At 72.1% G+C, this 19,988-nt stretch carries 12 protein-coding genes; 6 read left to right on the top strand and 6 right to left on the bottom strand.

The window, feature by feature from the left end; translation table 11 throughout:
• From E2E34_RS16250 to E2E34_RS16230, 5 genes are all read right to left on the bottom strand, one after another.
• Window positions 1-1,506, bottom strand: a 1,506-nt coding sequence (locus E2E34_RS16250; protein WP_167518297.1) for a maltokinase N-terminal cap-like domain-containing protein, incomplete at its 3' end; no start/stop codon positions are given.
• Between the two features lie 203 nt (window positions 1,507-1,709).
• On the bottom strand, window positions 1,710-3,431 hold the full coding sequence (gene treS, locus E2E34_RS16245; protein ID WP_138902623.1) for a maltose alpha-D-glucosyltransferase: 1,722 nt from the start codon (window positions 3,429-3,431) through the stop codon (window positions 1,710-1,712).
• Window positions 3,428-5,416 (bottom strand): alpha-1,4-glucan--maltose-1-phosphate maltosyltransferase, encoded by a 1,989-nt coding sequence (locus E2E34_RS16240; RefSeq protein WP_208765262.1) that lies wholly within the window; start codon window positions 5,414-5,416, stop codon window positions 3,428-3,430. The genes treS and E2E34_RS16240 overlap by 4 nt, the downstream gene beginning before the upstream one ends.
• Before the next feature lie 319 nt (window positions 5,417-5,735).
• Window positions 5,736-6,944 (bottom strand): S8 family peptidase, encoded by a 1,209-nt coding sequence (locus E2E34_RS16235; RefSeq protein ID WP_138902621.1) that lies wholly within the window; start codon window positions 6,942-6,944, stop codon window positions 5,736-5,738.
• A gap of 212 nt (window positions 6,945-7,156) precedes the next feature.
• The gene (locus E2E34_RS16230) at window positions 7,157-8,095 is read right to left on the bottom strand and encodes an SDR family oxidoreductase (RefSeq protein ID WP_208765261.1); all 939 of its coding nucleotides are present in this window, start codon (window positions 8,093-8,095) and stop codon (window positions 7,157-7,159) included.
• Between the two features lie 127 nt (window positions 8,096-8,222).
• On the opposite strand from E2E34_RS16230, the gene E2E34_RS16225 reads away from it, so the two are divergent.
• From E2E34_RS16225 to glgP, 6 genes are all read left to right on the top strand, one after another.
• Window positions 8,223-9,173 (top strand): AraC family transcriptional regulator, encoded by a 951-nt coding sequence (locus E2E34_RS16225; RefSeq protein ID WP_425573452.1) that lies wholly within the window; start codon window positions 8,223-8,225, stop codon window positions 9,171-9,173.
• A gap of 222 nt (window positions 9,174-9,395) precedes the next feature.
• Entirely contained in the window at window positions 9,396-10,862 is a 1,467-nt protein-coding gene (locus tag E2E34_RS16220) for a 4-hydroxyphenylacetate 3-hydroxylase family protein (RefSeq protein WP_138902619.1), read from the top strand.
• Window positions 10,859-12,283 carry an MFS transporter gene (locus tag E2E34_RS16215; protein ID WP_138902618.1) on the top strand — a complete coding sequence of 475 codons (1,425 nt, stop codon included), beginning with the start codon at window positions 10,859-10,861 and terminating at the stop codon, window positions 12,281-12,283. The genes E2E34_RS16220 and E2E34_RS16215 overlap by 4 nt, the downstream gene beginning before the upstream one ends.
• Window positions 12,284-12,587: 304 nt before the next feature.
• Window positions 12,588-13,751, top strand: coding sequence for a monodechloroaminopyrrolnitrin synthase PrnB family protein (locus E2E34_RS16210; protein WP_138902617.1), 1,164 nt, complete (start codon window positions 12,588-12,590; stop codon window positions 13,749-13,751).
• A 12-nt stretch (window positions 13,752-13,763) separates the two neighbouring features.
• Window positions 13,764-15,050 (top strand): flavin-dependent oxidoreductase, encoded by a 1,287-nt coding sequence (locus tag E2E34_RS16205; protein WP_138902616.1) that lies wholly within the window; start codon window positions 13,764-13,766, stop codon window positions 15,048-15,050.
• A gap of 125 nt (window positions 15,051-15,175) precedes the next feature.
• Entirely contained in the window at window positions 15,176-17,827 is a 2,652-nt protein-coding gene (glgP, locus tag E2E34_RS16200) for an alpha-glucan family phosphorylase (protein ID WP_138902615.1), read from the top strand.
• 78 nt (window positions 17,828-17,905) lie between these two features.
• Here the strand turns inward: glgP and E2E34_RS16195 are convergent, their stop codons facing one another.
• On the bottom strand, window positions 17,906-19,933 hold the full coding sequence (locus E2E34_RS16195) for a M4 family metallopeptidase (protein ID WP_138902614.1): 2,028 nt from the start codon (window positions 19,931-19,933) through the stop codon (window positions 17,906-17,908).
• Window positions 19,934-19,988: the final 55 nt, after the last annotated feature.

The following is a 19,988-nucleotide window of genomic DNA, read 5'->3' as shown; positions in this document are numbered from 1 at the left end:
GTGCCGCCCCGGGCCCGGGTGCGGTCCGGGGGAGCGGTGGGCCGGGATCCCGCCGCCGGGCCGCGCCGAGGCCAGGCGGTGGATGGCCGCCAGGGGGACCGGCAGCCAGTCCGGGCGGTGGCGGGCCTCGTAGAGGACCTCGTACACCGCCTTGTCCGTCTCGTACGCCCGCAGCAGCTCCGGTTCGTCCCGAGGATCGGTTCCCGACGCCTTGGCGTACCCGTCGCAGAACGCCTCCCGGCACCGCGTCGCCCACTCCGGCTCCCAGGGCTGGTGCGAGCGGGCCGCGTAGTCGAACGACCGCAGCATGCCGGCCACATCGCGTACGACCGGCTGCGGGCGCCGTCGTTCGGCGAGCGGGCGCGACGGCTCGCCCTCGAAGTCGATGACCGACCACTCGCCGCCCGGCGCGCGGAGCGCCTGGCCGAGGTGCAGGTCGCCGTGGACCCGCTGGGCGGGCCAGGCCCGTCCGGCCCGCCCCCGCGCCGCGAAGGCGTCGAACGCGGTGCGCAGCGCCGGGACGTACGGCACCAGCGCCGGCACGGCCTGCGCCGCCGCGTCGAGGCGTTCGGTCATCGCCGCGGCCAGCGCCTCCGTCTGCTGCCTGCGCAGTGTCACCGTCGGCAGGGCGACGGCGAGCGCGGTGTGCACCTCGGCGGTGGCCCGCCCCAGCGCCCGCGCGTCGGCGGTGAAGTCGTGGCCGGTGGCCAGGGCCCGCAGCGCGCGCTGCCAGCCGTCCTCGGAGCCGCGCAGGAAGGGCTGGAGCACCCCGAGGGTGTACGGCTCGTACGGATCGTCGGCGTTGTCGGCCTCGTACCAGGCGACCGGCGCCGGCACCCGCTCGCAGCCCTTGCGGGCGAGGGCGAGCGGCAGTTCCAGATCGGGGTTGGAGCCGGGACTGACCCGGCGGAAGACCTTGAGGATGAACGAATCTCCATAGACGAGGGACGAGTTGGACTGCTCTGCCCCGAGCGGCCTCGGGGTGAGACCGGGCGGGATCACGGCCGACGGGTCGCGCTCGAAGCGCAGCGCCCCCGGCGAGCCGGTGGTGCGCAGCCGCTCCAGGAGCAGAGCGGCGAGCCGCGGGTCCAGCAGAGCGTCGTACGCGGTGAGACCGGCCAGCGGCCCCTCCTGGACGTGCCCGATCAGGGCCTGCGCGAGCCGTGGCGGCAGCGCGGACCGTACGCCGAGCAGCAGTTGGTAGCAGTCGGCGACCGGCGGCGCCGACGGGCCGTGGGTGGGCCCGGCGGGCTGCTGGACGCCGACCAGCAGGTGCAGCAGACCGGGCGCGCCCGTATCGCCCGTGGAGCCGCCCCGGGCCGGCAGCAACTCGGTGGCGGCGACGAGGGAGAACCCGGTGACCGGGCGTCCCTTGCCGGCGAACCACCGCTGCCTGGGCAGCCATTCGTGGAGCAGGGGCGCCAGTGAGGGGAGCAGCGCCGGGTGTGGAGCCGGCCCAGTGGCGCGGCGGGCGGCCGTACTCCGGGTGGATGCAGCCTCCGACATGGCATCGCGTCCTTTCCCCGGGCACACCACAGGATGCGCAGAGTGTCCCGGATTGCGACCGTAGCTGTCCGGGCGGTGCGTGGGGTTCTCCCCGCAGTCGAAACGCGGGGAGTGTCGGGTCGGGGATCGTCCGTACGGACCCGATATGACGGGATGAGTGCCCACGGCGGGGCGGGGGAAACCGCCCTGCCGCAGAAGGCACTTCAGGCGCGCTTGACCGGAGGCGGCGTCGCGTCCTTGCGCAGCCGGAACCAGTAGAAGCCGTGACCTGCGAGGGTCAGCAGATACGGCCATTCGCCGATGGCTGGGAAACGCACCCCGCCGATGAGTTCGACCGGGTGGCGGCCGTTGAAGGTCTGGAGATCCAGTTCCGTCGGCTGCGGGAAGCGCGAGAAGTTGTGGACGCACAGCACCAGGTCGTCCTTGTACTCGCGCAGGAACGCGATCACCGCCGGGTTGGTCGACGGCAGCTCGGTGTAGGAGCCGAGTCCGAAGGCCGGGTTCTGCTTGCGGATCTCGATCATCCGCCGGGTCCAGTGCAGCAGCGAGGAGGGCGAGGTCATCGCCGCTTCGACGTTGGTGACCTGGTACCCGTAGACCGGGTCCATGATCGTGGGGAGGTAGAGGCGTCCCGGGTCGCAGGACGAGAAGCCGGCGTTGCGGTCGGGCGTCCACTGCATGGGGGTGCGCACGGCGTCGCGGTCGCCGAGCCAGATGTTGTCGCCCATCCCGATCTCGTCGCCGTAGTACAGGATCGGCGATCCCGGCAGCGACAGCAGCAGAGCCGTGAACAGCTCGATCTGGTTGCGGTCGTTGTCGAGCAGCGGGGCGAGCCGCCGCCGGATGCCGATGTTGGCGCGCATCCGCGGGTCCTTGGCGTACTCCGCGTACATGTAGTCCCGCTCTTCGTCCGTGACCATTTCGAGGGTCAGCTCGTCGTGGTTGCGCAGGAAGATGCCCCACTGGCAGTTGGACGGGATGGCCGGGGTCTTGGCCAGGACTTCCGACACCGGGTAGCGGGATTCACGGCGTACGGCCATGAAGATGCGCGGCATGACCGGGAAGTGGAAGGCCATGTGGCACTCGTCGCCGCCCTTCTTGAAGTCGCCGAAGTAGTCGACGACGTCTTCCGGCCACTGGTTGGCCTCGGCGAGGATCACGGTGTCCGGGTAGGACGCGTCGATCTCCTTGCGCACCCGCTTGAGGAAGTCGTGGGTGCGCGGGAGGTTCTCGCAGTTCGTTCCCTCCTCCTGGTAGAGGTAGGGAACGGCGTCGAGGCGGAAGCCGTCGATGCCCAGGTCCAGCCAGAAGCGCAGGGCGGAGATCATCTCCTCCTGCACCGCCGGGTTCTCGTAGTTGAGGTCCGGCTGGTGGGAGAAGAAGCGGTGCCAGAAGTACTGCTTGCGGACCGGGTCGAAGGTCCAGTTGGACGTCTCGGTGTCCACGAAGATGATCCGGGCGTCCTGGAACTGCTTGTCGTCGTCGGCCCAGACGTAGTAGTCGCCGTACGGCCCCTCGGGATCGGAGCGCGACTCCTGGAACCACGGGTGCTGGTCGCTCGTGTGGTTCATGACAAAGTCGATGATGACGCGCATGCCGCGTTGGTGAGCGGCGTCCACGAACTCCACGAAGTCGGCCAGGTCGCCGAACTCGGGGAGGACGGACGTGTAGTCGGAGACGTCGTAACCACCGTCGCGCAGCGGTGATTTGAAGAACGGCGGCAACCAGAGGCAGTCGACGCCGAGCCACTGGAGGTAGTCCAGTTTGGCGGTGATGCCCTTGAGGTCGCCTACACCGTCTCCGTTGCTGTCCTGGAAGGAGCGGACGAGCACCTCGTAGAACACCGCTCGCTTGAACCACTCGGGGTCGCGGTCCTTGGCGGGCGTGTCCTCGAACGTGTCGTGGACGGGCTCATTGACGATCATGATGTGGGTGACCCTCCGATCGGCGGGGACGGTCGCAGGACGACGATGTGCGCGGGCGTACGGCCCGGCTCGAGGCGCACATAGTTGGCCCTGCCCCAGTGGTAGGTCTCACCGGTGAGCTCGTCGCGCACCGGGACGGAATCGGACCAGTCGAGGCCGAGTTCCGGCATGTCCAACGAGACCGTGGCCTCCTGGGTGTGGTGCGGGTCGAGGTTGACGACCACCACAACGATGTTCGAACCGGAGCGCTTCGAGTACGCGATGACCGCGTCGTTGTCGGCGTGGTGGAAGTGCAGGTCGCGCAGTTGCTGGAGCGCCGGGTTCCGGCGGCGCACCCGGTTGAGGGTGGTGATCAGCGGGGCGATGGTGCTGCCCTCGCGCTCCGCCGACTCCCAGTCGCGCGGGCGCAGTTGGTACTTCTCCGAGTCGAGGTACTCCTCGCTGCCCGGCTTGGCCGGGGTGTTCTCGCACAGCTCGTAGCCCGCGTACACGCCCCACGAGGGCGCCAGGGTCGCGGCGAGCACCGCCCGCACCTCGAAGGCGGGACGGCCGCCCTGCTGGAGGTAGGCGTGCAGGATGTCCGGGGTGTTCACGAAGAAATTGGGACGCATGTACGAGGCGGCGTCGCCGGTGAGCTCCGTCAGGTACTCGGTCAGCTCCTGCTTGGTGTTGCGCCAGGTGAAGTACGTGTACGACTGCTGGAAGCCGATCGCGCCGAGCGTGTGCATCATCGCGGGGCGGGTGAACGCCTCGGCGAGGAAGATCACGTCGGGGTCGGTGCTGTTGATCTCCGCGATGACCTTCTCCCAGAAGACCACCGGCTTGGTGTGCGGATTGTCGACACGGAAGATCCGTACGCCGTGGCTCATCCACAGCCGCAGCACCCGCAGCGTCTCCGCGACCAGGCCCGGCATGTCGGCGTCGAACGCGATCGGGTAGATGTCCTGGTACTTCTTCGGCGGGTTCTCGGCGTACGCGATCGAGCCGTCGGCGCGGTGGTGGAACCACTCCGGGTGCTCCTTGACCCAGGGGTGGTCCGGCGAGCACTGGAGCGCGAAGTCCAGCGCGATCTCCATGCGCAGGTCCCGGGCGCGCGCGACGAAGGCGTCGAAGTCCGCGAAGGTGCCGAGGTCGGGGTGGATCGCGTCGTGGCCGCCGGCCGCCGAGCCGATCGCCCACGGCACGCCGACGTCCTTGGCGGTCGCCGACAGGGTGTTGTTGGGGCCCTTGCGGTGCGTGGTGCCGATCGGGTGGACCGGCGGCAGGTAGACCACGTCGAAGCCCATCGCGGCCACGGCGGGCAGCCGCTCGGCGGCCGTCTTGAACGTCCCGCTCCTGACCCGTCCCCGCTTGTCGGTACGGGCGCCCTCCGAGCGCGGGAAGAACTCGTACCAGGACCCGAACAGCGCGCGCTCGCGCTCGACGCGCAGCGGCATCTCGGGCGAGGACGTCACCAGCTCGCGCAGCGGGTGGCGGCCGAGCGCGGCGTCCGCCTCGGCCTCCAGCGCGGCGGCGAGCCGCTCGGCGGGCGGCCTCGCGGTGTCGCGCAGCGCGTCGACGGCGGCCAGGACGGCTTCGCGCCCGTCCTTCTTCGGCACCCCGGACGCGGCCCGCTCGTACAGCTCCGCGCCCTCCGCGAGCACGAGCTCGGTGTCCTGGTCCGCCGCGATCTTGATGCGCGCGGTGTGGCGCCAGGTCGCCACGGGGTCGGACCAGGCCTCGACGGCGTACGTCCACTGCCCCTCGGCGGTGGGCGTCACACGCGCACCCCACCGGTCGGTGCCCGGCGCGAGTTCGCGCATCGGGGTCCAGGGGCCCTCCCGGCCCGCCGGGTCACGCAGGACGACATTGGCGGCGACGGCGTCGTGGCCCTCACGGAACACGGTGGCGGTGACTTCGAACGTCTCACCGGCCACCGCCTTCGCCGGCCTTCTGCCGCAGTCGACGGCAGGACGTACGTCCAGGACAGGAATGCGACCGATCATTGGCTCACCTGGGGGCTGTGCGGCCGCGGACGAGCGCGGCTCGCGTTCGGGGGCTTTCTTGGGGTCTGTCCTTTTTATCTGCTCCGTTGGCGACTGGCGGGGTGCGGGCATCACCGCTCCTGTCCACGTTCACTCGGGTGGACCGACTTGGGCCGGCTCGGGGCCCACGGGCATGCGTACCGGAGGAGCCTTCCCTCGTACTCCGGGTGCGCAATCCGGCGCTCTGTTAACTACCGCCGCGTAAACGGTCCGAAAAGAAACGGCCCCGCCTTTCGGGCGGGGCCGTTCCGTCTCGCGGTGTCCGTCAGGTGCTACTGGGTCAGTTGCCGACCTGCAGCAGGAGGTTCGGCGAGCCGATGCCGCCCGTCTTGACCTTGCCCTTGACCGCCCCGGCGGTCAGGGCGGCCCCGACCTGCGCCGGGGTGGCCGTCGTGTGGCCGGCCAGGTAGAGCGCCGCCGCGCCGGCCGTGTGCGGGGCCGCCATCGACGTACCTGAGATCGTCTTCGTCGCCGTGTCACCCGTGTTCCAGGTGGACGTGATGGACGCGCCGGGGGCGAAGACGTCCAGGGCCGGGCCCCAGTTGGAGAAGCTCGCGCGCGCGTCCTTGACATCGGTCGCGCCGACCGTGACCGCTTCCGCGACACGGGCCGGCGAGAACAGCTTCGCCGGCAGCCCGTCGTTGCCCGCCGCGACCGTGTAGGTGACGCCGGACGCGATCGAGTTGCGTACGGCGGCGTCCAGCTGGGCGTTGGCCCAGCCGCCCAGGCTCAGGTTCGCCACGGCCGGCTTCTTCGCGTTCTTGGTCACCCAGTCGATGCCCGCGATCACCTGGGACGTCGTACCGCCGCCCTCGGTGTCGAGCACCCGTACGCCGATGACCTTGGCCTTCTTCGCGACGCCGTACTTGGCGCCGGCCACGGTTCCGGCCACGTGCGTGCCGTGGCCGTTGCCGTCCTGGGCGTTCGCGTCGTTCTGGACGAAGTCCCAGCCGCTGCTCGCCCGGCCGCCGAAGTCCTGGTGGGACGTGCGGATGCCGGTGTCGATGACGTACACCCGCACACCCGTGCCGCCGCTGTCCGGGGACGTGTACGACTTGTCCAGCGGCAGGGCCGGCTGGTCGATCCGGTCCAGGCCCCACACCGGGTTCGTCTGCGTCTGGTTCAGCCACACCTTGGTGTCCTGGACCACGGACGCGACGTTCGGGTCGGCCGCGAGGCGCTTGGCCTCCGCCTCGTCCGCCTTCACCGCGTAGCCGTTGAGCGCGGTGCTGTACGTGTGCTTGATCGTCGCCCCGTACTGGCGCGCCAGCTTGCTGCCGGCCGCCGAGGGAGCCTTGATTCCCCCCGATCCCTGCTTGAGCGTGACGATGTAACTGCCGCCGACCGAGCCGGGTGAACCGGCTCCCAGTATTCGCCCCTCGGCCGGGGCGGCCTGCGCGGGAAGCGTGACGGCCGAAAGCACCGCTGCCGTGGTGACAGCGGTGACGGCCCCCGCGAGGCGCAGGCGCGAAATGCGTGTTGGTGCCATGTGCTGGGTCCCCTCCTCAACTGGGCGCACTGTATGCGGAGCCGGTCCGGCCCTGGCAGCCGGTCCCCCGTAGCGCTGCCGCGGACGCCCTGCGGGCAGCCTCTCGTGCGCCGTGGGGCACTACAAGACCCCACGGGGGACAGGAATGGGCCGCCCGCCCGGTGAGGGCATTGAGGAGGTGATCGCCCAGGTCGTTCGCAGATCGTCCAGATCTAGGAGGCCGCCGCCGTGTCGTCCGACCAGATCTGCCACGGCTGCCTGGCCACCCACTCGTCCACCGGCGCCGGCCGCACGGACAGCGCCTCCGTGGAACCGCCGTCGTCGGCCGCCATCAGGTCCGGGCCCGCGCCGCTCGCCATGTAGTGGTAGATCCCCGCCACCCCGGCCGCCGCCTGTGGGCCGACGACCCGCGCGAGGCCCTCCTCGAAGACGTGCGGCGCCAGCGGCACGTACCGCACGTCCCGCCCCAGGCCCCGCGCGAACGCGTCCGCCAGCTCGTCGCCGGTCAGGCTCCGCGCGCCGCCGATGTCCAGGGTCCGCCCGGCGACGCCGTCCACGGTCAGCGCCGCGTACACGGCCTCGGCGAGGTCACGGTGGGAGATCCAGGCCACCGGGGTGTCGGCGGGCAGCGGGTACGCCAGTACGCCGTCCTTCGCCAGCGCCGGGCCGTTCCACGGGCTGAAGAGGTTGTCGAGGTAGACCGGCGGCCGCAGCACGACCAGCTCCACCCCGCTTCCGCGCAGGCTCTCCCGCAGCACCGTCTCGGCGAGCCGGCGGGTCTCGAAGGCCGCCACATTGGTGGAGGACTCCGGGACGCGGGTGTTGGAGTTGTACACGAGTCTGCGCACGCCGGTCTCACGGGCGGCGTGCGCGATGTTGCGCGCGTACGTGCCGACCGTCTCGGCGTCGTACACCAGCGGCATCACGACCGAGGCGTGCGTGGCGCGCTCGAAGAGGTGGCGTACGTCGTCGGCGTCGGCGAGGTCGCCCGAGACGAAGGCGGTCCCCGGGAGCTGGGGGCGCTCGCTGTCGGGCTTGCGGGTCAGGGTGCGGATGCGGTGGTTGCGCTCGGCCAGCAGACGGGCTGTGGCGCCCCCCTGGAAGCCGGTCGCCCCCACGACCACCACGCGCATCGGAATCTGATCGGACATGGGTGTACAGAGCCCTTCGATAGGGTGAGGCTGTCGCCGGGAACGGCCTCTCCAGGCTGGCGGCGGGGGCTTCGGCCGATCAATTAACAAACCGGGGCGAGGGTTGAGGGATCGTCCAATGGACGCGATGGAACGAGAAGCCGACGAGGGCGACGACCTGCTCAGCGAACTGCTGAAGCCCCTGCGTCTGACCGGCGTCTTCGACAGCCGCTGGCACGTGAACGCCCCCTGGGCCATCGAGGGCGACGCCGAGCAGAGCTGCGCCGTACTCCACTACATCGTCGAGGGCGGATGCTGGATCAGCGGTGAGGGCCAGACCCCGCTCGAACTGAACGAGGGCGACCTCGCCGTCTTTCCGACCGGGATCGCGCACCGGCTCTCCGACCGGCCGGACCGGCAGGGGGTGCCGCTGCGCGCCGTGCTGCCCGAGCGCCAGCCCGGTACGTCGGGCGAGATTAGGATCGAGGGGCAGGGACCGGAGAGCCGGTTGCTGTGCGCCGGGCTGCACTACGACGCGAGCGCCGCCACGGGCCTCTACAAGGCGCTGCCGTGGGCCCTGGTCCTCGACGGTCAGCAGGTCGCCGCCGAGCCGCTGCTGCGCGACACGCTGCGGCTGCTCGCGGCGCCGGACCGGCCGGTGGGGCCCGGCGACCGGCTCATCACGCTGCGCGCGTTCGAGATGGCGCTGGTGCTCGCGCTGCGGCCGCTGCTGCGCCGGCTGGCCGACAAACCGGCGGCACTCCCGGTGCTGCGGCACCCCGGCATCAGCAGGGCCATGGTGATCATCGCGACCCGGTTCGCGGAGCCGTGGACCATCGAATCGCTCGCCCGCGAGGTCGGCATGTCCCGGTCGGCGTTCACCGCCGCCTTCCGCAGCCTCGTCGGGGACGCGCCCGCGCGCCATCTGACGGGGCGGCGGATGCAGGAGGCGGCGCGGCTGCTGGGGGAGACGACGGTGGCGCAGTCGACGGTGCCGCAGCGGGTCGGCTACCAGAGCTCGGTGGGCTTCCACCTCGCGTTCCGCAAGTGGTTCGGCACGACGCCGGGCGAGTACCGGACGGCGGCCGGCGTGGCGTAGGGAGCGGCGGGCGGATGCGCGGGCGGCGGGGCCGGAGGGGGATCTCCGGCCCCGCCGGCGTACGGGGAGACGGCCCGGCAGGGAGCCCTGGGGCCCGCCGAGGGGCGGATTTCGGTCCCGACTGGCCGGTTCATAAGGACCGGTGGACGGGTGTTCATTGCCCGGACAGGCGCGGACAGACAGGCTCGGCAGCGGCAGTGCCGTTCCGTATGAGGAGAAATGGTGACGAGGTCCGGTCAGGATTATCTGGAATCGCTGCGAGACGGCCGAGAGGTGTGGCTGGACGGCGAGCGCGTCAAGGACGTCACCCGGCACCCCGCCTTCCGCAACACCGCGGGCTCCGTCGCCCGCCTCTTCGACCTCGCGCACGACTCCGCGCACACACCCGTCCTCACCACGGACGGCGTCCACCGCGCCTACACGATCCCGCGGTCCTACGAGGACCTGGTCGCCCGCCGCCGGGCCCACAAGGTGTGGGCCGAGGCGAGCTACGGCTTCCTCGGCCGCACGCCCGACTACATGGCCGGCGGCGCCACCGGGTTCGCCGCGCTCCCGCAGGTTTTCACCACGGAGTCGTTCGACGGAGCCCCCAACGCCCTCGCCTACCACCGGCGGCTCGCCGAGGGCGACCTCTACCCGACGTTCACCATCACGAACCCGCAGATCGACCGGACCCGCTCCGCCTCCGAGCAGGAGGAGGACGACCTGGTGGTCCGCGTCGTCGCCGAGCGGGACGGCGGGATCGTCGTACGCGGCGCCAAGATGATCGGCACCGGCGCCGTCTTCGGCAACGAGGTCATCGTCGGGACGATCGAGCCGCTCGCCCCCAAGGACGTCGAGCACGCGGTGTGCTTCTCCGTGCCGATCGACACCCCGGGCCTGAAATTCCTGTCCCGCACGTCGTACGAGGCGCAGGCGCGCAGCGTCTTCGACAACCCGCTCTCCTCCCGCTTCGACGAGAACGACGCGCTCCTGGTCTGCGAGGACGTCTTCGTACCGTGGGAGAACGTCCTCGCGTACCGCAACGTCGACGCCGCCTTCGCGATGTGGTGGCAGACCCCGGCGTACGTGAACTTCGTGCACCAGGCCGCCACGCGCTTCTGGACCAAGCTGGAGTTCCTGACCGGCCTCGCCATCCTCATCACGAAGGCCAACAACACCTACGAGCTGCCCCCCGTCACCCAGGCCATCGGCCGGCTGATGGGCAAGGTGGCCCAGGCGAAGGCGTTCGTGCTGGCCGCCGAGGCGTCGTACGAGAACGTCGAGGGCGGGCAGGGCGTGCGGCCCGGCAAGGAGATCTCGTTCGCGCAGCGCATCATGGCCGGCGAGCTCTACCCGCAGGCCGTGCAGGAGATCAAGATGCTCGCGGGCGGCGGCGTCATCCAGCTGCCGGCGTCCGGCGAGGACCTGCTGCACCCCGAACTCGGGCCGCTGGTGAAGAAGTACATCCGCTCGCCCGGGCACCCCGCCGAGGACCGGATCAAGCTGCTCAAACTGGCCTGGGACGCGCTCGGTTCGGAGTTCGCCGGGCGGCACGAGCAGTACGAGCGCTTCTACCACGGCGCCCCGCACATCTACCTCGTGCAGCAGGTCTGGGAGGGCGACACCGGCGCGTGCGAATCGCTCGCGCGGGCCTGCCTCGACGGGTACGCGCTGAGGGCGGGCGGCGGGGAGCGCCCGGCGCTGTGAAGGGCTCTGCCAAGGCGGCCCTCGCGCTGCTCGCCTCCACCCAGCTGCTGCTCATCATGGACACCGCGATCGTCAACGTCGCGTTGCCCTCGATCGGCGAGGACCTCGGCTCGGGCTCGGCGGGACTGTCGTGGGTGGCCAACGCCTACCTCATCACCTTCGGCGGACTGCTGCTGCTCGGCGGGCGCGCCGCCGACCTCCTGGGCCACCGGCGGCTGTTCGTCGCCGGGCTCGCCCTGCTGGCGGCCGCCTCCGCCGCCGGCGGGCTCGCGCACACCTCCGGCGTACTCGTGGCCGCCCGCGCCGCCCAGGGCGTGGGGGCCGCGCTGGCCGCGGCGGCGGCGTTCGCCCTGCTGCTGATCCTGTTCCCGCACGGGACCGCCCGGCACAAGGCGCTCGGCGCGTACGCCGCGATGGGCGGGCTCGGCGGCGTCCTGGGAACCGTCCTCGGCGGGGTCCTCACCGACCTGCTCGGCTGGCGCTCGACCTTCTGGCTCAACGTGCTGGTCGCCCTGGTCCTCGGCGTACTCGCGCTGCGCCTCCTCGACGGCGGTACGCGCTCCACCCAGCGCGGCTTCGACGTCGGCGGCGCGCTCGCCGTCACCGGGGGGCTGGGCCTGATCGCGTACGCCCTCGTCGCCGCGGGCGAGGCGGGCCGGCCCGGCGGGCGGACGCTCGCCGCCGGTGGCGCCGGGGTGCTGCTGCTCGTCGTCTTCGCCGTACTGGAGACGAGGGTCGCGCGCCCGCTGGTGCCGCCGGCCGTACTGCGGCGGCCCGCCCTGCGACTCGCCAACGCACTGAGCGCGCTCGCCCAGACGGCGCTCTTCCCGATGTTCTTCCTCGTCAGCCTCTACCTGCAGAGCGTGCTCGGCCACTCGCCGCTCGTCGGCGGCCTGGGGCTGCTCCCGCTGTCGGTCGTCGTCGTGCTCACCGCGCCGCGGAGCGGGCGCCTCATCGCCCGCCTCGGACTGCGCTCCACCATGACGCTCGGCTTCGGGCTGCTCTTCGCCGGTACGGCCTGGCTGGGCCTCGCGCTCGCCGCCGACGGCACCTTCTTCTCCACCGTCCTCGCCCCGAGCCTGGTGCTCGGGGTCGCGCTGCCGCTGGTCATGGTCACCACCAACGCGGCCGCGACCGCCGACGCGTCGCCCGAGGAGACGGGACTCGCCTCCGGACTGGTCAACACCAGCCAGCAGTTCGGCTCGGTGCTCGGTCTGGCGGTCCTCGTCGCCGTCGCCACCACCGTCACGGACGCGTCCGCCGGCGCCGGCGCCGCGGCCGAGACGGCGGGCTTCCGGGCCGCGCTGCTCGTCGGCGCCGCCCTCGCCGGCATCGCCGCCCTGCTCTCCACCCGGTTGCGCCTCCCCGCACCGGCCGACCTCCCGGCACCCCGGGAGCGGGCGGGGGACGCCTTGCAGTAGAGGCCGCGGCGGGCGGTGTCGAGGGGCGCCGCCCGCCCGCGCGGGATTCGCCCGCGCTCTCGCGCCGCGTCAGGGCGCACCGTACGGCACGGGCCGCACCGCCCGGCGTACGCACCGCCCGGCGATGGCCGGGCACCCGCGAACGGCCGGCCACGAGCCGCCCGCCGCGCTTGATACGGGGCCGCCACAACGGACCGCACCACCGCACTGCGCACGCCTCCGCCGCGCCCACGCCGCGTCGGACCCACGCCGTCGGCCGCACCGCATGGCATCCACCGCATCCACCGCCCGAGGGGGCCTTTCCATGATCACGCACGTCACGCATGTCTCACACCTGAGGGACGTCTCCGACTTCGCCGCGCCCCGTCTCGACGCGCGCAACGAGCCGCGCTACCGGATATCCGAGATACGCCGGGCCGACCCCCTGGCCGCCGACCCGCTGCTCGCCGTACTGCCCGCGATGAACCGCGACGCCGACGTGCCGGCGCTCACCGTCGCCCTGCGCACCCTGCTGCCGCCGCCCGCCGTCGTGGCCCGGTGGAACGTCGTCGAGGCGCTCGCCGCCATGCGCGACCTCGGCATGCTCCTCGGCTCGCTCAAACGGCACGGCACCGAGCCGCTGGCCGTCGTCCCCGAGGCCGGGCCGGTCCTGGCGGCGCTGGGGCGGCGCACCGACATGGTGCCGCGCGACACCGTGCACCACTACACGACGTGGAACCCGATCGGCGCGCGCCAGCGCATGTACACGGGGGAGGAGATGGAGGGCAACCTCCAGGACGCCGTCCGCATGGTCTTCCCCAGCCTCGCCGCCTCGCTCGACACCTGCGCCGCGCTGGCCCGCCTCGAACCGCACGATCCGGGCTTCGCCGTCGCCCTCGACCGCACGGCGCAGCACGTCCAGTCGATGGTCGACTCCATCGACTTCACCGTCGCCAACGTCTCCCCGGTCTTCTTCGCGCAGGTCCTGCGCCCGTACTTCGAGGAGGTGGACGTGGCGGGCCACGCCCTCCTCGGTCCCGCCGCCGCCCAGGTGCCGCTGTGGCTGGTCGACCTGACGCTGTGGCAGTGCGACCACAGCAGCCCGGAGTACGACGCCTTCCTCGCCGAGTCGGTGCGCTACTCGCTGCCCTCCTGGCGCGACTTCCACGCCGCGCACCGCGTCGGCACCTCCGCCGTGACCCGGCTGGCCGCCGCGACCGACTGGGCGGCAGCCGACCGGCTGTCCCCGCAGCTCGCCGCCTCCGCCGTCTCCCTGGCCCGCGTCCTGCGCATCCTCAAGACCTTCCGGGCGCGCCACATCGGCATCGCCCGCAAGGCGTACAGCGAGGACGTGCGGCTGTACGACGTGGGCTCCGGCGGCGCGCCGGTCGAGCTGCTGCGCTCGGTGCTCGACCTGACCCGGGACAACGAGACCCTCGTGCGCCGCGCCACCGCCCGCCCGCGCACCCCGGTCGCCTCCCACGCCTGAAGGGCCCCCACCATGACCCACATCCTGATCGCGGGCGGCGGCATCGCCGGACTCACCGCCGCCCTGAGCCTGCACGCGGCCGGATTCCGCCGGATCACCGTGGCCGAGGCCGCGCGCGAGATCCAGCCGGTCGGCGCCGGGCTGAACATCATGCCCAACGCCGTGCGCGAACTCGACGCGCTCGGCCTCCTCGGCGTACTCGACCAGCAGTCCGTGCGCACCCGCGAGCTGCGTTACTACCACTGCTCCGGGGGCCTGATCTCCCGCGAGCCGCGCGGCCTCGGCGCCGGTTACCGCTGGCCGCAGCTCTCGGTCCACCGGGGCCGCCTCCAGCTGGCCCTGGCCGCCGCGGTACGGGAGCGGCTGGGCCCGGACGCCGTCGTCGGCGGCGTCCGGGTGTCCCGGGTGACCCCGCTGCCGAGCGGCCGGGCGCGCGTGAAGCTGGAGCACCGCGACGACACGACGCGCGGGTACGCCGCCCTGGAGCCCGACGTGCTGATCGGCGCCGACGGCATTCGCTCCACCGTCCGCGCCGCCTTCCACCCGGGCAGCGCCGAACCGCTGTGGAACGGCATGCTCGTATGGCGCGGCACCTCCCGGATGCCCGCCGAACGGGCCGGGACGTTCATGTTCGTCGCGGGTTCCGACCGGCAGAAGGCCGTGGTCTACCCGATGACCGAGCCGGACCCCCGGACCGGGGAGGTCCTGGTCAACTGGGCGCTCGCGATGCCCGCCGAGGCCGTCGACGACGCCGCGCGCGGCGACTGGAACCGACCGGTCCCGGTCGGCAAGTTCCTGCGGCACTACGAGGGCTGGGAGTTCGACGGCGTCAGCGTCCCGGACGTACTGCGGGCCGCCGAGCGCGCGTTCGAGTACCCGATGGTGGACATCGACCCGCTGGAGCGCTGGAGCCACGGCCGTACGACGCTGATCGGCGACGCGGCTCACGCCATGTACCCGATCGGGTCGAACGGCGCGACCCAGTCGATCGTCGACGCCCGCGCCCTCGCCCACGCCATGGCCCGGCACGCCGACCCGGCCGAGGCGCTCGCGGCGTACGAGGCCGGGCGCAGGCCCGCGATGACCGAACTCCAGCGGGCCAACCGGCGGCTGGGGCCCGAGGTCGTCATCAATCTGGCGCACGAGCGGGCGCCCGGCGGATTCACCGACATCGACGAGGTGATCCCGGCCGAGGAACTGGCGGCCGTCTCCGCCCGGTACGCGGCGACCGGCGCGTTCGACCCCGGCACCGTCAACCTCGGATCGCCGTACGACGCCGGGACGCACGCCCTGCGATGATCCCCAGCGCCCCCGTGCGCCGTGGTGACGGAGAGCGGGGTGCCACTACCTTCGTGGGGGAAAGGCCGGACACACACCGCCGTGCGTCCGACCCGGTTCGTATGTCCCCTGCGAAGGTGGAACACGTGAAGGCCATTCGTCGATTCACCGTGCGCCCCGTTCTCCCCGATCCCCTACGACCGCTCAGCGACCTCGCCCGCAATCTGCGCTGGTCCTGGCACACCGAGACCCGCGACCTGTTCCAGGCCGTGGACCCCGAAGGCTGGGCAGCCTCCGGGGGTGATCCCGTACGACTGCTCGGCTCCGTACCCGCCGGGCGGCTCGCCGAGCTCGCCCAGGACCAGCGGTTCCTGCGCCGGCTGACCGCCGCGGCGGACGACCTGGACGACTATCTGCGCGGCCGGCGGTGGTACCAGTCGCAGTCACCGAACCCGGAACTGCCCGCTGCCATCGCCTACTTCTCCCCCGAATTCGGGGTCACAGCGGCTCTCCCGCAGTACTCGGGCGGCCTCGGCATCCTCGCCGGGGACCACCTGAAGGCCGCAAGCGACCTCGGCGTACCCCTCATCGGGGTGGGACTCCTCTACCGGCACGGGTACTTCCGGCAGAGTCTGTCCAGGGAAGGCTGGCAGCAGGAGCACTATCCCCTCCTCGACCCCAACGAACTGCCCGTCTCCCTGCTCCGGGAGGCCGACGGCACCCCCAGCCAGGTCGCGCTGAGCCTGCCCGGCGGGCGGTCGCTGCGGGCCCACATCTGGCAGGCGCGCGTCGGACGCGTACCGCTGCTGATGCTCGACTCGGACGTCGAGGAGAACGCGGCGGGCGAGCGCGACGTCACCGACCGGCTGTACGGCGGCGGCAGCGAGCACCGGCTGCTCCAGGAGATGCTGCTCGGCATCGGCGGGGTGCGGGCCGTCCGCTCGTACTGCCGGCTCACCGGCCACCCCGCACCCGAGGTGTTCCACACCAACGAGGGCCACGCCGGCTTCCTCGGCCTGGAGCGGATCCGGGAACTGGCCGGCGAAGGGGTGGAATTCGAACCCGCCCTCGAAGCGGTGCGCGCCGGCACCGTCTTCACCACCCACACGCCCGTACCGGCCGGCATCGACCGCTTCGACCGCGAGCTCGTCGCGCGCCACTTCGGCGAGTCCGGCGAGCTGCCGGGCGTCGACGTCGGGCGTATCCTCCAGCTCGGCATGGAGACGTACCCGGGCGGCGAGCCCAACCTGTTCAACATGGCCGTGATGGGCCTGCGCCTCGCCCAGCGGGCCAACGGCGTCTCCACGCTCCACGGCGCGGTCAGCCGCCGGATGTTCTCCGGCCTGTGGCCCGGTTTCGACCCCATGGAGGTGCCGATCACCTCCGTCACCAACGGGGTGCACGCGCCGACCTGGGTCGCCCCCGAGGTCATGCGCCTGGGGGCGCGGCAGATCGGCGCCGGCCGCGCCGAGGACGCCCTGTCCGTCGGCTCCGGCGGCTCCGCCGACGGCGGACAGCGCTGGGACGCCGCCGCCGACATCGCGGACACCGACATCTGGGACCTGCGGCGCACCCTGCGCGAACAGCTGGTCCAGGAGGTACGGGAGCGCCTGCGCGCGTCCTGGCGCCAGCGCGGGGCCGGGGACGCGGAGCTCGGCTGGATCGACGGCGTGCTCGACCCGGACGTCCTGACGATCGGCTTCGCGCGGCGCGTCCCGTCGTACAAGCGCCTCACCCTGATGCTGCGCGACCGCGACCGGCTGATGGAGATGCTGCTCCACCCGGAGCGGCCGGTGCAGATCGTGGTGGCGGGCAAGGCCCACCCGGCGGACGACGGCGGGAAGCGGCTGGTGCAGGAGCTGGTGCGGTTCGCGGACGACCCGCGGGTGCGCCACCGGATCGTCTTCCTGCCCGACTACGGCATGGGCATGGCGAAGAAGCTCTATCCGGGCTGCGACGTATGGCTCAACAACCCGCTGCGCCCGCTGGAGGCGTGCGGAACGAGCGGCATGAAGGCCGCGCTCAACGGTTGCCTCAACCTGTCGGTGCTCGACGGCTGGTGGGACGAGTGGTTCGAGCCGGACTTCGGCTGGGCCATCCCGACCGCCGACGGCGCGGCGACCAGCGAGGACCGGCGCGACGAGCTAGAGGCCAACGCGCTGTACGAGCTCATCGAGCAGCGCGTGGCGCCCCGCTTCTACGACCGGGGCCGCGGCGGGCTGCCCGACCGCTGGATCGAGATGGTCCGCCAGACCCTGGTCAGGCTCGGCCCGAAGGTGCTGGCGGGACGCATGGTGCGGGAGTACGTCGAGCGGCTGTACGCCCCCGCCGCCGAGGCGCACCGCGCGATGGTCCCGGAGGCGGCCCGGGAGCTGGCGGAGTGGAAGAAGCGGGTGCGCGCCGCCTGGCCGAAGGTCGCGGTGGACCACGTCGAGGCGCTGGCGGCCACCGCCGTCAACGGCACGGCGGAGCTGGGCTCGACGCTGAGCCTGCGGGTCCGGGTGGCGCTCGGCCCGCTGGGCCCCGACGACGTGGAGGTGCAGGCGGTCGCCGGCCGGGTCGACCCGGACGACGCGATCGGCGAGGCCCGGACCTTCCCGCTGAAACCGGCGGGCGGCCCGGATTTGGAGGGCCGCTGGATGTACGAGGGCCCGCTGGCCCTCGACCGCACGGGTCCCTTCGGCTACACCGTCCGCATACTGCCGTCCCACCGCCTGCTGCCGCACAACGCGGACCTGGGCCTGGTGGCACTGCCGACGGAGGCGACGGGTGAGGGCGCGGGCGTGCTGATGCGCTGACGGCCCGTACCGGTCCATGGAACAGCCCTGCGGGAACGGTGGTCCGCTCCCGCAGGGCTGGTCTGTGTTCGAGGCGCCTTACGGGAAGGTCACCTTGAAGCTGTTGATGTAGCCGGTGTCCTGCGCGGCCACGTCCTGGACCTTCAGCTTCCAGACGCCGTTGGCCGTCTCGGAGGACGCGTTGACCGTGTAGGTCGCGACGACGTTGTCGGCCGAGTCGGAGCCGCTGGAGTTCTTCAGCCGGTACGCCGTGCCGTCCGGCGCCAGCAGGTCGATGACCAGGTCACCGCGCCAGGTGTGGACGATGTTCACGTCGACCTTGAGGTTGCTGGGCGCCGCACCCGTCTTGGTCGAGGTGACCGAGGAGGTGACCGCGGCGCCGTTGTCCGGGATGGCCACGTCGGTGGTGTTCTCGAACGACGTGCCGGTGCCCGGGTCGCCGCCGCCGGGACGCGTCCCGACGTTGACGCCGGCCCACGCGTCGGCGACGGCCTTGTACTCGGCGCTGGTGGTGCCGTACAGCTCACCGGCGACCGCGAGCGTGCCGGTGCGCGCACCCGCGTAGTTGGTCGAGGAGCCGAACTTGGTGGTGAGCGCCTTGAACCAGATCTGCGCGGCCTTCTCCCGGCCGATGCCTGTCACCGGCAGGCCGTCGGAGGTCGGCGAGTCGTAGTTGACGCCGTTGACGGTCTTGGCGCCGCTGCCCTCGGAGAGCAGGTAGAACCAGTGGTTCGCCGGACCGGACGAGTAGTGGACGTCGATGCCGCCGATGCCGGAGTACCAGGCGTCCTTCGACGAGCCGTCCCTGCTCGGCTTGTCCATGTAGCGCAGCGGCGTGCCGTTGCCCCGGATGTCGATCTTCTCGCCGACCAGGTAGTCGCCGAGGTCCTTGGGGTTGTTGGCGGCGAACTCGACGGCGGCGGCGAAGATGTCGGAGGTGGCCTCGTTCAGGCCGCCCGACTCGCCGCTGTAGACGAGGCCGGCGGTGTTGGAGGTGACGCCGTGCGTCATCTCGTGGGCGGCGACGTCGATCGAGGTGAGCGGCTTGGCGTTGCCGGCCCCGTCGCCGTACGTCATGCAGAAGCAGGAGTCCGACCAGAAGGCGTTGACGTACGCGTTGCCGTAGTGGACCCGGGAGTACGCGCCGACGCCGTCACCGCGGATGCCGGAGCGGCCGTGCACGTTCTTGAAGTAGTCCCAGGTCAGGCCCGCCCCGTACGCCGCGTCCGCACCCGCGGTCTCCAGGTTCTGCGGGGTGCCGTCGCCCCAGACGTCGTCCGGTCCCGAGAAGAGGGTGCCGGTGCCGGACGTACCCCGGTTGAGGTTGTACGTCTTGTGGTTGCCGCGCCCGGTGTCGGTCAGGGTGTACGACGGGGCGGAACCCACCGTGACCTGGCCGCTGTACTGGGTGTTGCCGGTGCCGTTGTGGATGGCCTGCCACTCGAAGATCTTCTTGCCGGTGGAGGCGTCCGTGACGACGTGCAGCTCGTTCGGGGTGCCGTCGTGCTGCAGGCCGCCGACGACCGTCTCGTACGCCAGCGTGGGCTTGCCCTGCCCCATCCACACCACCTTGCGCGGGGCACGGTCGGCCTCGGTCTTCTTCGAGCCCTCGGCCTTCGCCGCGACCAGCGCCTGCTTCTCGGCGGTGGCCGGCGCGACCTCGGCGCTCATGTCGACGGACTTCAGCTGTGCCTTGGATGCCTTGGTCACCCCCTCGGTCTTCCCCGCCTTGCTCTCCGCGACGATCAGGTCGCCACCGAGGACCGGGAGTCCTTCGTACGTGCGCTCGTACCGCGTGTGGGTGGTCCCGTCGCGGTCCTGGACGACGTCCCGTACGGCGAGCTTCTCCTTCGCTCCCAGCCCGAGTTCCTTGGCGGTGGCCGCCTTGGTGGCGTTGGCCTCGCGTATGAGCTCGGCGCGCTGGGCGGGGGAGAGCTTCGCGGGCAGTGCGCCCGGGTCGGCCTTCCCCGCGGCGGCGGTCTTCGGGGCGGCGGTCCGGGCGTCGTCGGCCGTTGCGGTGCCGGCCTGTACGCCGACCGTCAGCAGCGCTGCGGCGGTCAGCAGCGCACCGGCCGCGGTGGCACGTCGTCTGGGCGTGGATCTCACGCGAACTCCTTCTGCAAGGGGGGTGGCGGGCGGCTTGGGTGGGCTGCCCGGGCAG

The sequence above is a fragment of the Streptomyces albidochromogenes genome, assembly GCF_005981925.1.
Classification (GTDB): domain Bacteria; phylum Actinomycetota; class Actinomycetes; order Streptomycetales; family Streptomycetaceae; genus Streptomyces; species Streptomyces albidochromogenes.
Note: the sequence above shows the minus strand (reverse complement) of the source record. Positions and strands in the feature narration are given on the sequence as shown.